This window comes from Streptomyces sp. NBC_01689, from assembly GCF_036250675.1.
Lineage (GTDB): Bacteria > Actinomycetota > Actinomycetes > Streptomycetales > Streptomycetaceae > Streptomyces.
On sequence record NZ_CP109592.1, the window covers coordinates 9,720,181 to 9,736,484 of the forward strand.

At 72.9% G+C, this 16,304-nt stretch carries 4 protein-coding genes; 1 reads left to right on the forward strand and 3 read right to left on the reverse strand.

Annotated elements, in window-relative coordinates; translation table 11 throughout:
• Positions 1-76: 76 nt before the first annotated feature.
• From OG776_RS41590 to OG776_RS41600, 3 genes are all read right to left on the reverse strand, one after another.
• Positions 77-784, reverse strand: a complete 708-nt coding sequence (locus tag OG776_RS41590) for a VC0807 family protein (protein ID WP_187286143.1) — start codon at positions 782-784, stop codon at positions 77-79.
• Between the two features lie 204 nt (positions 785-988).
• Positions 989-2,032 carry a Gfo/Idh/MocA family protein gene (locus OG776_RS41595; RefSeq protein ID WP_261995130.1) on the reverse strand — a complete coding sequence of 348 codons (1,044 nt, stop codon included), beginning with the start codon at positions 2,030-2,032 and terminating at the stop codon, positions 989-991.
• Entirely contained in the window at positions 2,029-3,420 is a 1,392-nt protein-coding gene (locus OG776_RS41600; RefSeq protein ID WP_148015043.1) for an NDP-hexose 2,3-dehydratase family protein, read from the reverse strand. Before OG776_RS41600 ends, OG776_RS41595 begins: the two co-directional genes overlap by 4 nt.
• Positions 3,421-3,751: 331 nt before the next feature.
• Here OG776_RS41600 and OG776_RS41605 point away from each other — a divergent pair, with 331 nt between their 5' ends.
• Entirely contained in the window at positions 3,752-16,297 is a 12,546-nt protein-coding gene (locus OG776_RS41605) for a type I polyketide synthase (RefSeq protein ID WP_329318056.1), read from the forward strand.
• The last annotated feature ends 7 nt before the right edge of the window (positions 16,298-16,304 follow it).

Below are 16,304 nucleotides of genomic sequence, written 5' to 3' on the forward strand. Positions count from 1 at the left end.
TACATATGTGGCGCGAAAGATCCGAATTAAACGACCGTTAAGTCTGTCGTGCCTCGGACCGGCTCCGGCCGGGTGATCAGCGCGAGAAGATCTTCCGGAAGGTGCCCGAGCGGTACAGCGAGATCTGCGTGACGATCTGGAGCACGATCCAGGTCACCGCGTACAGGGCCGCGTCCAGCGCGGGCACGCTGTCGACCGGCAGGGTGTAAGCCATGATCAGGCGCGCCAGGGCGTCCACGAGCAGCCCCAGACCCCACAGGACGGTCACGGCACGCCACACACGGCGGAACGCGACATCCCGCTCCCACAGGCTCTCCAGCCGTTCGGTCCGGCCGGGCAGCAGCGCCTTGAGGGCCTGGTACGTGAAGGGCCGGGCGGTGAAGAGGGTGACCAGCAGCCACACCCCGGCCAGCGCCGTGAACAGACTGTTGCGGGCGAGCACGATGCGCGGACTGGCGGTCGCCACCGAAGCGAGGGCACTCACGGCGAGCAGCGTGAGGGTGAAGACACCGAGGGCGTCGACCTTGCGGTGCCGCACCGCAAGGTACAGCGTGTGCAGGGCGGGCGCCGATCCGCTCACCAGCAGCGAGGTGATCTCGTCGGCGCCCAGGTCGCGCAGCACGTAGTAGAGGCCGGCCGGCAGGACGATGTCGCAGACCACGGTCGCGAGGAAGCCCCACGCCCCGGCCGGGGACCGGGGGGACGCGGCGGTCTCCGGCGCGTCCCCGGCGGGCGGGGGCGGCGGACTGTCGTAGGCGGGACCGGGAGAGGTGGGGGGAGCCATGACGGACACTCCTCTGGTGCGGCCGGCTTCCGGGCCGGCCATTGGGCTGGGCAGGACGGTCTTCGGGGTGGCATGCCACGCTCGTCGGCTTCCGGGCCCTCCCCCCTGTGATGGTCTGCCCGGCAGTGGACCACGGGTGCGCGCGGGGGGAGGGCGATTTCCGGTCGTCGTGCACGGCGGGACGTCAGGACCGGGCAGCGGCGCTCACCTGCCGCCGGAGGGTCTGTCCCGGTCCTCCCGGCCGTCACCCACGGGCACCCGCACGGCCACCTTGTTCACCAGGTCGACCAGATCCATGCCCGCCACCACGGCCCGGCGCCACTCGGCCTCCTCCGCGCCGCCCGCCTCGCCCCGCCGGACCGCCGCCGCGAACTCCGCGAGACAGCGGTGCAGTTGGTCGGCGGCCGGCAGCGTGAACCGCTCCTCGTGGTCCTGCTCCTCCAGCACGAGCACCGGCTGGTGCGCGGGCGGCGGCGTGAAGGCCCGCGTCACCGACAGACGCGCCGCGTCACCCCACAGCGAGTACGTCGACGTGTACGCGTGCTCGAAACCGAACGTCACGTCCGCGAGGACACCGGACGGCGACACCAGCAGCGCCTGACCCGACAGGTCCAGCCCGTCCGGCCGGGTACGCAGCACCGCCCCGGCCACCTGGAGCCCCTTGCCCAGCAGCAGTTGGGCGGCGCGCAGCGGATACACCCCCACGTCCAGCAGCGCCCCGCCCCCCATGTCGGGCACGTAGCGGATGTCGTCGGCGGGCAGCGGAGGAATGCAGAAGGCCGCGTGCATCGCGCTCAGCCGGCCCAGCCGGCCACGGCGCACCAGATCCGCGGCGAAGTCGTGCTGCGGGTGGTGCAGGAACATGAAGTTCTCACGCAGGACCAGCCCGCGCTCCCGCGCCAGGTCGGCCAGCTCGCGGGCCTCGTGGGCGTTGACCCCGACCGGCTTCTCGACCAGCACGTGCTTGCCCGCCCGCAGGGCCCGCGCCGCCCAGGTGTGGTGCAGCGCGGTCGGCGTGGAGATGTACACCGCCTCCACGTCCGGACGCTCCAGCAGCGACGCGGGATCCGCCTCCGCCGCACAGCCGAACTGCTCCGCGAACACCGCCGTCTTCTGCGCCGACCGGCCCGCGACGGCGACGAGTTCCACCTCCGGCGCGGCCACCGCGCTCGGCAGCGCGCGACGGCGCGCGATCGACGAGGTCCCCAGCGCGCCCAGCCGCAGCGGCCGGTCCGTACCGCCGCTCACAGCGACCTCAGCGCCGCGACCAGCGTCCTCGCCTGCACGTTCAAGTGATGGCTGTACCGCAGCAGTTCATCCAGCTGACCAGGCGTCAGCCAGCGGAACTCGTCCGACACGGCGGGGAAGTCGCTCTCCGTCTCGATGATCATGTAGTGGCTCTGCGCGTTCCGGAACCGGCCGCCCTCCTCGGACAGCACCACGTCGTAACGGGCACGGTCGCGGCGCGCCAGCGCCTGCGCGAGATACGGCGGCCGGTCCGACTCGGGCAGATGCTCGTAGTTCTCCGGCACGCACTGCACGGTCGGACCCAGCTCCACCACATCGAGGAAACCCGGTTCGGCACGGGCCCGCAGCAGGGCGTGCAGCACCCCGTCGATCCGCTTCACGAACAGCGCCGCCACCCCCATGCCCCGGGGCTCCAGCAGCGGCTGCGACCAGGCGGGCACCTCACGCCCGCGGGAGGACACGTCCACCGCGACGACATCGAAGTACAGGCCGTTGCAGTGCGTCACCGCGTGCTGCGTCCGCAGCCAGCCCTGCGCCTGCGCCAGCGGGATCGGCGCCGCGCTCACCTCGTGCTCCGCACGCCGCCGGGTGATCCAGGTCCGGACCTCCCGGCCGGTGTGCAGCGACCAGCCGGCGTCCTCGACCAGGTTCTCCTCGCCGCCACGCCAGTCCGGCAGGCAGGACAGCACCGTACGGGCGTCCATGTTCACCAGGTTGTCGTGGCCCAGCAGCAGGTTGACCTGACCCAGCGTCAGCCAGGCGAAGTCCTCGCCGGCCTCCACCTCCGGGCCCACCTCCACGACCATGTTCCGGTTGCGCTTGTGCAGGAACCACGACCCCTGCTCCGACTGCAGGACGTCTGCGACCACCTGCCCCGGCCCGGGCCTGCGGAAGACATCCATGTACGGCACCGCCGAACCACCGTGCACACCTGTGTAGTTGCTCTTCGTCGCCTGCACGGTCGGCGACAACTGCACGCCGTTCACGTTGCCCGGCTCCGACTTCGCCTGCATCAGCAGATGCGGAATGCCGTCGAAGTCCCGCAGCGCGATGCCCAGGATCCCGATCTCCGGCTGGTGGATGATCGGCTGCGACCACGTCCGCACCGGCCCGAAGTCCGAGCGCACCGCGAGCCCCAGCACCGAGAAGAACCGCCCGCTGTCATGACGCAGATCGCCGGTCCGCTGGTCGAAACGCCAGCCGCGCAGAGCCGCGAACGGCACCCGCTCGACATGCTGCTGCTGCGCACGCTGCCGCTCGTCGATCCAGGCGAACACCTCCGCATTGCTCATCACCCCGCCCTCGACCACCGCCGCCGACGCCGCCAGCCGGGACACGAGGGGAGGGTCCACGGCACGTGACGGCAACACCAGGTTCATCGCGGTCATGGATGCGCCTCTTCTCCTTCAAGGGGTACAGCGATCGGCCCGCGCGCACGACGCGGTCGGCACCCGGGCACAGGCCTCGCGGCAGTCGGCTGCCGCCCCTTGAGCGTGCCGTCCGCAGTTCGGGCAGACGCCTAGACTTGACCCCTTGCCCGGACCCTCCCTCCCTCGCTATGGGGACAGGTCCCAGAGCCCGCGAACGGCACGTCCCGGGCACCCGGGCACCGCTTAGGAATTCCCCTAGAGCACCTGGCAGGAGCGTCGAGCGCGCCGGACACCGTGCAACCGTGAGGGCTGCCCCGACCCCGTCGCCTTGGTGTTTGGAGTGCCATCCATGAACGAGCCGGTACCCGCGGACGCCCGGACCACCGTTTCGGCCCACGAACCCGTGGCCGTGGTCGGCCTTGCGTGCCGGCTGCCCGGCGCGAACGGACCGGACGCCTACTGGAGGCTGCTCACGGAGGGCCGCAGCGCCATCACCGACGCCCCCGCGGACCGTCGCACCGGCGCACCGCACGACGACGCCTTCACCACCGGCCGGGGCACCACGATCCCCTACCGCGGCGGCTTCATCGACGCCCCCGCCGACTTCGACGCGGACTTCTTCGGCATCTCACCCCGTGAGGCCGAAGCCATGGACCCGCAGGCCCGGCTCGTCCTCGAACTGGGCTGGGAGGCACTGGAACACGCCGCGCTCCCGGTGACCGGCCTGCCGCACGCCACCGGCGTCTTCGTCGGCGCCGACGTCTCCGACTACGCCGCCCTCGTCCACCGGCAGGGCCCCGAAGCCGTCGGCCACCACACCGCCACCGGCCTCAACCGCGGCCTCATCGCGGGCCGCCTCTCCTACGCCCTCGGCGTCAGCGGCCCCAGCCTCACCGTCGACAGCGCCCAGTCGTCCTCCCTCGTCGCCGTCCAGCTCGCCTGCGACAGCCTCCGCTCCGGCGACTGCGAACTCGCCCTCGCCGGCGGCGTCCACCTCAACCTCACCCCCGACAGCACCCTGACCCTCGCCGAGTTCGGCGGCCTCAGCCCGGACGGCCTGTGCCACACCTTCGACGCCCGCGCCAACGGATTCGTCCGCGGCGAGGGCGCCGCCTTCGTCGTCCTCAAGCCCCTCGCCCGGGCCCTGGCCGACGGCGACCGCGTCCACGCAGTCATCCGCGGCGGAGCCGTCAACAACGACGGCACCGGCGCCACCCTCACCACCCCCGACGCCGCCGCCCAGGAAGCCGCCATCCGCAGCGCCTGCGCCCGCGCCGGCGTCGCCCCGGCCGGCATCGACTACGTCGAACTGCACGGCACCGGCACCCGGGTCGGCGACCCCGTGGAAGCCGCCGCGCTCGGCGCCGCCATCGGCACCGACCCCGACCGCCGCACCCCCCTGGCCGTCGGCTCCGTCAAGACCAACATCGGCCACCTGGAAGGCGCCGCCGGCATCGCGGGACTGCTCAAGACGGTCCTCTGCCTCGCCCACGGCCGGCTCGTCCCGAGCCTCAACCACACCACGCCCAACCCGGCCATCGACCTCGACGGACTCGGCCTGCGCGTCCAGCTGGAAACCACCGAGTGGACCACACCGGACCCCGGCCGGCCGCTGCGCGCGGGCGTCTCCTCCTTCGGCATGGGCGGCACCAACGCCCACCTCGTCCTCGAACAGGCACCCCCGACCACCCCGCCCGCACCCCGGCCAGCCGACACCGCACGGCCCGCCGGCGCCGAACCCCCCGTGGTGCCCTGGCTGCTGTCCGCCCGCAGCCCCGAGGCCCTGCACGCCCAGACCGCACGACTCGCCGCCCACCCCGCCGCCCAGGCCGACCCCGTCGACACCGGCTGGTCCCTGCTCACCACCCGCACCCCCCTCGCGTACCGGGCCGTCGGCGCCGCCACCGACTCCGCCGGCATCCTGCGCCACCTCACCGCCGCCATCCCCCCGGGCCCCGCGGGCGGACACATCGACCGGCCCGTCTTCGTCTTCCCCGGCCAGGGCAGCCAGTGGGCCGCCATGGCGGACGAACTCATGACCACCGCACCCGCCTTCGCCGACCGGATCGCCGAGTGCGAGGCCGCCCTCGCCCCGCACGTCGACTGGTCACTCTCCGCCGTCCTGCGCGGCGACCCCAGCGCACCCTCGCTGGACCGCTCCGACGTCGAAGTCGTCCAGCCCGTCCTGTGGGCCGTCATGGTGTCCCTGGCCGCCCTGTGGCAGGCCCACGGCGTACGACCTGCGGCGGTCGTCGGACACTCCCAGGGCGAGATCGCCGCCGCCTGCGTCGCCGGCGCGCTGAGCCTGGAGGACGGCGCCCTGGCCGTCGCCCAGCGCAGCAAGGCACTCATCGCGCTCAAAGGCCTCAGCGGCATGATGTCCGTGGCCCTCCCCGAGCCCCAGGCACGCACCCTCATCGCCGCCTGGGACGGCCGCGTCGCCGTCGCCGCCGTCAACGGCCCCTCCTCGGTCGTCGTCTCCGGCGACACCACCGCCCTCGACGAACTGACCGCCGAGGCCGAACACCAAGGCGTACGCGTACGCCGCATCGACGTCGACTACGCCTCCCACTCCGCGCACGTCGAAGCCGTCCAGGACGAGGTCCTGCGCCTCCTCGCCCCGCTCACCCCCCGCACGCCCGAGATCCCCTTCCTGTCCACGGTCACCGGCGACTGGCTGCGCGACGCCCGCACCGACGCCGCCTACTGGTACGCCAACCTGCGCCGGCCCGTCCTCCTGGAACCCGCCGTACGGGCCCTGGCCGCCGCCGGACACACCGTCTTCGTCGAGGTCAGCCCGCACCCCGTGCTGACCACCCCGGTCCGCGAGACCGCCGAGGCCGCGGCCGCCCACCCCGAACACACCGTCGTCACCGGCACCCTGCGGCGCAACGACGGCGGCCTCACCCGCTTCTACACCTCGCTCGGAGAACTCTGGACACGCGGCGCCGACGTCGACTGGACCCCGGCCTTCGCCGCCCACCGGCCCCGCACGGTCGACCTGCCCACCTACGCCTTCCAGCGCCGCCGCCACTGGATCGACACCACCCCCGGCACCCCCGCACACCCCCACACCGTCCCCGCCGCCCCCGCGCACCGCCCCCCGGCACCCGCCACCCCCACCGGCACCGGCACCGGCGACAGCCTCCGACTCGTCCGGGAGAGCGCGGCCCTCATCCTCGGCCACACCGACGCCGACGCCATCGACCCCGCACGCTCGTTCAAGGACCTCGGCTTCGACTCGGTCACCGTCGTCGAACTGTGCGACCGCCTCAACCGCGCCGCCGGCCTGCGCCTGCCCGCCACCGTCGTCTACGAACACCCCACCCCCGCCCGCCTCGCCCGCCACCTCGACACCGCACACGACACCACCGCGACCGAGGCGGCCGCGCCCGTGGCGCGGGGCGCGGCGAACGACGAACCCATCGCGATCGTGTCGATCGGCTGCCGGTATCCCGGCGGGGTGCGCTCGCCCGAGGACCTGTGGCGGCTGGTGCGTGAGGAGGCCGACGTCATCTCGGGGTTCCCCACGGACCGTGGCTGGGACCTCGACGCGCTCTACGACCCGGATCCCGACCGCAGCGGCACCAGCTACGTCCGCGAAGGCGGATTCCTGCACGACGCCGCCGAGTTCGACGCCGGATTCTTCGGGATCTCCCCGCGTGAAGCCCTCGCGATGGACCCGCAGCAGCGCCTCCTGCTGGAGACCACCTGGGAGGCACTGGAGCGCGCCGGCATCGACCCGCACCGACTGCAGTCCACCCCCACCGGCGTCTTCATCGGAGCCACCGCCCCCGAGTACGGCCCACGCCTGCACGAAGCGCTCGAAGCGGTCGAGGGCCACGTCCTGACCGGCACCACGGCGAGCGTCGCCTCCGGCCGCATCGCCTACACCCTGGGCCTCGAAGGCCCCGCCGTCACCGTCGACACCGCCTGCTCCTCCTCCCTGGTCGCCCTCCACATGGCCGTCCAGTCCCTGCGCTCCGGAGAGTGCTCCCTCGCCTTCGCCGGCGGCGCCACCGTCATGGGCGCCCCGGGCATGTTCGTGGAGTTCAGCCGCCAGCGCGGCCTCGCGGCCGACGGACGCTGCAAGCCGTTCGCGGAAGGCGCCGACGGCACGGCCTGGGCCGAAGGCGTGGGGGTCCTGCTCCTGGAGCGGCTCTCGGACGCCCGCCGCAACGGCCACGAGGTCCTCGCGGTCGTCCGTGGCTCGGCGATCAACCAGGACGGTGCGTCCAACGGTCTGACCGCCCCCAACGGCCTCTCCCAGCAGCGTGTCATCCGCGCCGCCCTCGCCAACGCGGGCCTGTCGGCCGTCGACGTCGACGCGGTGGAGGCGCACGGTACGGGCACCAAGCTCGGTGACCCGATCGAGGCGCAGGCGCTGCTGGCCACCTACGGGCAGGACCGGGACGCGGACCGGCCGCTGTGGCTGGGCTCGGTGAAGTCCAACATCGGTCACAGTCAGGCGGCTTCGGGTGTGGCCGGGGTCATCAAGATGGTGCAGGCGATGCGGCACGGTGTGCTGCCCAGGTCCCTGCACGCAGACGAGGTGTCGTCGTTCGTGGACTGGTCGGCCGGCGCGGTCGAGGTCCTCTCCGAGGCCCGGCCCTGGGCGGGGGACGACCGCCCCCGACGGGCCGGCGTCTCCTCGTTCGGCGTGAGCGGCACCAACGCCCACGTCATCATCGAACAGCCCGCACCCGGGCAGCACGAGTCCGGGCGCCCCGAACCCGACCCGTCCGCGTCCGAGTCGACCGTCCCCGACGAGCCCGCGTCCGAGGCGTCCGGCCCGGCGGCCGCCGAGCCCGCTGCCGAGCCCGCCGACGTCGTGGTCCCCCTGCTGGTCTCGGCCCGCTCTGAGAAGGCGCTCGACGACCAGACCGAGCGCCTTGTCTCCCACCTCCGGGAGACGGACGCGCACCCCGTCGATGTGGCCTGGACCCTGTTCAATCACCGTTCCGTGTTCGAGAACCGGGCGGTGCTGATCGGCGAGGAGGTCGTCGCCTCCGGTGCCGCTGGGTCCGCCGCCACACCGCCGTCCGCCGTCTTCGTGTTCCCGGGTCAGGGTGCGCAGTGGGTGGGGATGGCGGTGGAACTCCTGGACTCTTCACCGGTGTTCGCGGCTCGTTTCGGTGAGTGCGCGGCGGCGCTGGACGGGTTGGTGGAGTGGTCGTTGATGGATGTGGTCCGGGGCGCGGAAGGCGCTCCCGGGCTGGACCGGGTGGATGTGGTGCAGCCTGTGCTGTGGGCGGTGATGGTGTCGCTGGCGGCGTTGTGGGAGTCGTTCGGTGTGCGTCCGTCCGCGGTGGTGGGTCATTCGCAGGGTGAGATCGCGGCCGCGGTCGTTGCGGGTGCGTTGAGCCTGCAGGACGGTGCGCGGGTGGCGGCGTTGCGCTCTCGTGCGATCACCGCGCTGGCGGGTGAGGGCGGGATGGTGTCGGTGGCGCTCTCGCGGGAGCGGGCCGAGGAACTGATCGCGGCCTGGGAGGGCCGTATCTCGGTCGCGGCGGTCAACGGGCCGACCTCGGTGGTGGTTTCCGGCGACGCGGACGCCCTGGATGAGCTCGTGGAGCAGGCCGGTGTTCAGGAGGTGCGGGTGCGTCGGGTCGAGGTGGACTACGCCTCGCACTCCGCGCACGTCGAGCGGATCAGGGATGAGCTGTTGGAGGTTCTTGCTCCGGTCGTTCCGCGTGAGCCGGGGGTGCCGTTCTTCTCGACGGTGACGGGGGAGTGGATCGAGTCCGCGCAGACGGATGCCGACTACTGGTACACGAACCTGCGTCAGACCGTCCAGCTGGAGCCCGCTGTCCGGGCGCTGGTCGCGTCGGGTCATGGTGCGTTCCTGGAGATGAGCCCGCACCCGGTGCTGACCGTTCCGGTGGGGGAGACGGTGGAGGCGGCCGGTGTCGAGGCCGTGGTCACCGGTACTTTGCGCCGCGGTCAGGGCGGTCTGGCCCGTTTCTACACCTCCCTCGGTGAGGCCTGGACACGCGGTGTCACCGTCGACTGGGCCCAGGCGTTCGCCGAACAGCGTCCGCAGCGCGTCGAGTTGCCCACCTACGCCTTCCAGCGCCAGCGGTTCTGGCTGGAGTTGCCGAAGGCGTCAGCCGCGGCGGATCCGGTGGACGAGGCGTTCTGGAAGAGTGTCGAGGACGGTGACCTGGAAGGGTTCGCCCGTACGCTCGGCATAGAGGACCAGGAGTCGCTGGGCGCGGTCGTGCCCGCCCTGTCCTCCTGGCGCCGCGGCCGCCGCGAGCGTTCCACCCTCGACAGCTGGCGCTACCGCATCGTCTGGCGGCCGCTGTCCATCCAGGCGCCCACCGGCGCGCACGCCGACGGCAGTTGGCTGCTCGTCGTCCCGGAGACGTTCGACGACGCCCCGCTCTTCCGGGCCGTCCTCGGCGCCCTCACCGAACGGACGGACGGCGTCAGCGTTTTGACCGTCGGTACCGCGGACTCCGAGCGGCAGCGACTGGCGGAACGCCTGCGGGCCGAGGCCGAGAACCGTACCTTCGGCGGCGTCCTCTCCCTGACCGGCCTCGACGAACTGCCGCACCCCGAGCACGCGTCCGTACCCCGTGGCCTGGCCGTGAGCCTGACCCTCGTGCAGGCGCTCGGCGACGCGGAGATCCAGGCACCCCTGTGGTGCCTCACCCGCGGTGCCGTCGCCACCGCCGACGACCGGGCACCCGCCGCACCCGTACAGGCAGGTGTCTGGGGACTCGGCCGCGTCGCCGCCCTCGAACACCCCAAGCGCTGGGGCGGTCTGATCGACCTCCCCGAGGCGGCCGACGAGTCCACCCTGAAGCTGCTCGTCCACCTCCTCGCCGGACAGGGCACCGAGGACCAGATCGCCGTCCGCGCCAGCAAGGCCTACGGCCGTCGGCTCATCCGCGCCCCGTACGGCCAGGCACCCGCCACCCGGTCCTGGAAGCCGAGCGACACCGTCCTCGTCACGGGCGGCACCGGCGCCCTCGGTGTCCGTATGGCGCGCTGGCTCGCCGGCCAGGGCGCCGCCCGTCTCGTCCTGACCGGACGCCGCGGCGCCGACACACCGGGCATGGACGAGGTCCGCCGGGAACTCGAGGAACAGGGCACCTCGGTCAGCGTCGTCGCCTGCGACATGGCCGACCCCGGCTCCGTCACCGCGCTGGTCCGGCACCTGGAGCAGGAGGACGTACCGCCCGTCCGCACGGTCGTGCACGCCGCGGGCATCAGTGCCCTGGGATCCCTCGACGACGCGGGGATCACCGACCTGGTGTCGACCCTGTCCGGCAAGGTCCTCGGCGCCGACCACCTCGACGCCGCACTCGACCCGGCCGCACTCGACGCCGTCGTCTACTTCTCCTCCATCTCCGGCACATGGGGCGTCGCCGACCACGGCGCCTACGCCGCCGCCAACGCCATCCTCGACGCACGCGCCGAGCAGCGCCGCGCGGACGGCGTGCCCGTCCTCTCGGTCGCCTGGGGCCCCTGGGCGGGCGGCGGCATGATCGCCGAGAACCTTCAGGACACCCTCCGCCGCCGCGGTGTGCCCGTCATCGATCCGGACACCGCCGTCACCGGTCTCCAGCAGGCCCTGGACCACGACGAGACACTCATCGCGCTCGCCGACGTGGACTGGCGCCGCTTCGCCGGGGTGTTCACCTCGGTCCGGCGCAGTGACCTCCTCGCCGAACTGCCCGAGGCACAGGCCGCCGACGACGAGAACCCGGCACCCGGAACCGACCCCACGCCGCTCCAGCACCTGGCGCCGCTCGACCCGGCCCGCCGCCGCACGGCCCTGCTGGACCTGGTCAGCCGACAGGTCGCCACCGTCCTCGGCCACGACAGCGCGGAGGACATCGACACCGAACTCGCCTTCAAGGACCTCGGCTTCGACTCGCTCACCGCCGTCGAACTGCGCAACCGCCTCGGCCGGACCACCGGACTGCGGCTGCCCACCACCGTCGTCTTCGACCACCCCAGCATCTCGGCACTGGCCGACCTCATCGACGCACAGGCCTTCGGCTCCCGGCAGGACCCCGCCGAGGCGGCCGCACCGGTGGCGCGGGGCGCGGTGGACGGCGACCCGATCGCGATCGTGTCGATGGGGTGCCGGTATCCCGGCGGGGTGCGTTCGCCCGAGGACCTGTGGCGAGTGGTGCGTGAGGAGGCCGACGTCATCTCGGGGTTCCCCACGGACCGTGGCTGGGACCTCGACGCGCTCTACGACCCGGATCCCGACCGCAGCGGCACCAGCTACGTCCGTGAGAGCGGATTCCTGCACGACGCCGCCGAGTTCGACGCCGGATTCTTCGGGATCTCCCCGCGTGAAGCCCTCGCGATGGACCCGCAGCAGCGCCTCCTGCTGGAGACCACCTGGGAGACGCTGGAACGCGCCGGCATCGACCCGCGGGCACTGCGCGGCAGCAGCACCGGCGTCTACCTGGGCCTGACCGACCAGGAGTACGCCGCCCAACTGCGCGCGGCCGCGGGGGAGGCCGAGGGATACCTGGCCACCGGAGCGGCGGCGAGCGTCGCCTCCGGCCGCGTCGCCTACACCCTGGGCCTGGAAGGCCCCGCCGTCACGGTCGACACCGCCTGCTCCTCCTCCCTGGTCGCCCTCCACATGGCCGTCCAGTCCCTGCGCTCCGGAGAGTGCTCCCTCGCCCTCGCGGGAGCCGTCACCGTGATGTCCGGGCCCGGCCCCTTCGTCGCCTTCAGCAGGCAGCGGGCCCTGTCCCCGGACGGTCGCTGCAAGCCCTTCTCCGCCGAGGCGGACGGCTTCGCCCTGTCCGAGGGCGCGGGCGTCCTGCTCCTGGAGCGCCTGTCCGACGCCCGCCGCAACGGCCACGAGGTCCTCGCGGTCGTCCGCGGCTCGGCGATCAACCAGGACGGTGCGTCCAACGGTCTGACCGCCCCCAACGGCCCCTCCCAGCAACGAGTGATCCAGGCGGCCCTGGCCAACGCGGGCCTCGCCGCCCAGGACATCGACGTCGTCGAGGCGCACGGTACGGGCACGAAGCTCGGTGACCCGATCGAGGCGCAGGCGCTGCTGGCCACCTACGGGCAGGACCGGGACGCGGACCGGCCGCTGTGGCTGGGCTCCGTGAAGTCCAACATCGGTCACAGTCAGGCGGCTTCGGGTGTGGCCGGGGTCATCAAGATGGTGCAGGCGATGCGGCACGGTGTGCTGCCCAGGTCCCTGCACGCCGACGAGGTGTCACCGTTCGTGGACTGGTCCGCCGGCGCGGTGGAAGTCCTTTCCCAGGCCCGGCCCTGGACCGGCGACGAGCACCCCCGACGGGCCGGCGTCTCCTCCTTCGGCATCAGCGGCACCAACGCCCACGTCATCATCGAACAGCCCGCACCCGTACCCGCCGAGCCCGCCCCCACCGACCTTCCCGACCCCACGGGCGTGACCGTCCCCCTGCTGGTCTCGACCCGCTCCGAGAAGGCGCTCGACCAGCAGACGAAGCGACTCCTGGCCCATCTGCGCGACACCGACCCGGGCGAGACGGGCACACGCCCCGTCGACGTGGCCTGGACCCTGTTCAACCACCGTTCCATGTTCGAGAACCGGGCGGTGCTGATCGGCGAGGACGTCGTCGCCTCCGGTGCCGCAGGGTCCGCCGCCACACCGCCGTCCGCCGTCTTCGTGTTCCCGGGTCAGGGTGCGCAGTGGGTGGGGATGGCCGTGGAACTCCTGGACTCTTCACCGGTGTTCGCGGCTCGTTTCGGTGAGTGCGCGGCGGCGCTGGACGGGTTGGTGGAGTGGTCGTTGATGGATGTGGTCCGGGGTGCGGAAGGCGCTCCCGGGCTGGACCGGGTGGATGTGGTGCAGCCTGTGCTGTGGGCGGTGATGGTGTCGCTGGCGGCGTTGTGGGAGTCGTTCGGTGTGCGTCCGTCCGCGGTGGTGGGTCATTCGCAGGGTGAGATCGCGGCCGCGGTCGTTGCGGGTGCGTTGAGCCTGCAGGACGGTGCGCGGGTGGCGGCGTTGCGCTCTCGTGCGATCACCGCGCTGGCGGGTCAGGGCGGGATGGTGTCGGTCGCGCTCTCGCGGGAGCGGGCCGAGGAGTTCATCGCGGCCTGGGAGGGCCGTATCTCGGTCGCGGCGGTCAACGGGCCGACCTCGGTGGTGGTTTCCGGTGACGCGGACGCCCTGGATGAGCTCGTGGAGCAGGCGGGCGGGCAGGAGGTGCGGGTGCGTCGGGTCGAGGTCGACTACGCCTCGCACTCCGCGCACGTCGAGCGGATCAGGGATGAGCTGTTGGAGGTTCTTGCTCCGGTCGTTCCGCGTGAGCCGGGGGTGCCGTTCTTCTCGACGGTGACGGGGGAGTGGATCGAGTCCGCGCAGACGGATGCCGACTACTGGTACACGAACCTGCGTCAGACCGTCCAGCTGGAGCCCGCTGTCCGGGCGCTGGTCGCGTCGGGTCATGGTGCGTTCTTGGAGATGAGCCCGCATCCGGTGCTGACTGTTCCGGTGGGGGAGACGGTGGAGGCGGCCGGGAGCGAGGCCGTGGTCACCGGTACTCTGCGCCGCGGTCAGGGCGGACTCGCCCGTTTCTACACCTCCCTCGGCGAGGCGTGGACACGCGGCGTCGCCGTCGACTGGGCACCGGCCTTCACCCCCTACACGCCCCGCCGGGTCGAACTGCCCACCTACGCCTTCCAACGCGACCGCTACTGGCTGGAGTTGCCGAAAGCGTCAGCCGCGGCGGATCCGGTGGACGAGGCGTTCTGGAAGAGTGTCGAGGACGGTGACCTGGAAGGGTTCGCCCGTACGCTCGGCATAGAGGACCAGGAGTCGCTGGGCGCGGTCGTGCCCGCCCTGTCCTCCTGGCGCCGCGGCCGCCGCGAGCGTTCCACCCTCGACAGCTGGCGCTACCGCATCGCCTGGCGGCCCAGGCCCGCGCAGGCCGCACCCGCACCGGGGGCACCCGCCCCGGCCCTCGACGGCACCTGGCTCGTCGCCGTCCCCGAGAGCCACCAGGACGACACTCTCGTCACGGCCGCCCTCGACGCCCTGCACACCGCCGGCGCCCGGACCGTCCGGCTGACCGTGCCCGACTCCGCCCAGCGCGGCGAACTGGCCGGACGACTGCTCGCGGACCTGCCCGCGGACGTGACACCGGACGGCGTCCTGTCCCTGCTCGCCGTCAACACCCGTGCGAGCGACCACAGTCCGGGCGTCTCGTACGGACTGCTCGGATCGATGGCACTCGTCCAGGCCCTCGACGACGCCGCGATACCCGGCCGGCTGTGGTGCCTCACCCGCGGCGCGGTCTCGACCGGCGAAGGCGACCACGCCCCCGATCCGGCACAAGCGGCCGTATGGGGACTCGCCCGGGTGATCGGCCTCGACGCCCCCGATCGCTGCGGCGGCCTCGTCGACCTGCCCGCCGGTGACACGGAGTCCGCCGTACACCTCGCGCTCGCCCTGCTCACCCCGCAGACCGGGGAGGACGGCGGCCGAGAGACCGAGTTCGCGGTGCGCGGGGGAGGGGTCAGCGTCCGCCGTATGATCCGCACACCGCTCCCCACGTCCGCGCGCGACGACGACACCTGGCGACCGCGCGGCACGGTCCTCGTCACCGGTGGAACGGGAGCCCTCGGCTCCCAGGTCGCCCGGTCCCTGGCCGAGGGCGGCGCCGAACACCTCATCCTGACCAGCCGGCGCGGCCCCGATGCCCCCGGCGCAAGCGAACTGTGCGACGAACTCACCGCCCTCGGCTGCCGCGTGACCGTCGCCGCCTGCGACGTCGCCGACCGCGAGGCACTCGCCGCCCTGCTCGCCCAGGTGCCCGACACCGCGCCCCTCACCGCGGTCGTCCACACGGCGGGCGCGGTCGAGACGGCACGGCCGCTGGGCGACCTCGCACCCGAGGACGCCGTCGCCGTGATGCACGCCAAGGTCCTCGGCGCGCAGAACCTCCACGAACTGCTGAGCGGCCACCCCCTGGACGCCTTCGTCCTGTTCTCCTCCGGCGCCGGCGTCTGGGGCAACGGAGGACAGGCCCCCTACGCCGCCGCCAACGCCCACCTCGACGCCCTCGCCGAACAGCGCCGCGCCCGAGGACTGCCCGCCACCTCGATCGCCTGGGGAGCCTGGGCGGGCGGCGGCATGGTCGACGAAGAGGTCGGGGAGCAACTGCTGCGCCGCGGCGTCCCGGCGATGGCCCCCGAACTCGCGGTCCGCGCCCTGGCCGGGGCGGCCACCGGCCGGGAGAGCACCCTCGTGGTCGCCGACATTCGCTGGGACCGCTTCCTGCCCGCCTACTGCGCCCACGGACACCGGCCGCTCATCGACGAGGTGCCCGAGGTACGCGAACTCCTCGCCGCACGCGACGCCGCACGCCCCGACACCCAGGACGACGGAGCCGACGCGGCCACCGCCCTGCTGGCCGAACTGGCCGCGCTGCCCGAGGCCAAACGCCGACGCCGGCTCGTCGACCTGATCCGTACCCACGTGGGCGCGGTCCTGGGACACGGCCCGTCCGGCACCGTCAAACCCGGACGCGCCTTCCGCGACATGGGATTCGACTCCCTGACCGCGGTGGAACTGCGCAACCGGCTCAGCGGGGTCTTCGGCACCCGCCTCTCGGCGACCATCGTCTTCGACCACCCGACGCCGAACGCCCTCGCCGACCACCTGGAAGCGGAACTGCTGCCGGAGGCGAGCGGACCGGCCACCGATCTGCCCGCCGGTCTGCAACAGCTCGAAGCCGCCTACCGGCAGGCGTCCGACCCCGCCGCACGACAGGCACTCACCGCATCACTGCGCACACTGCTGGACACCTGGGCCGCATCCGAAGAGCCGGAAGAGGCGACGGTCGACGAGGAACTGCTCGCCGCCTCCGACGAGGACATGTTCGACCTGATCGACAGGGAACTCGGGATCTCCTGAGCGGAAC

Coding starts and splice junctions, on each gene's coding strand:
- OG776_RS41605 (WP_329318056.1), top strand. CDS start 3,752: ATGAACGAGCCGGTACCCGCGGACGCCCGGACCACCGTTTCGGCCCAC.
- OG776_RS41590 (WP_187286143.1), bottom strand. CDS start 784: ATGGCTCCCCCCACCTCTCCCGGTCCCGCCTACGACAGTCCGCCGCCC.
- OG776_RS41600 (WP_148015043.1), bottom strand. CDS start 3,420: ATGACCGCGATGAACCTGGTGTTGCCGTCACGTGCCGTGGACCCTCCC.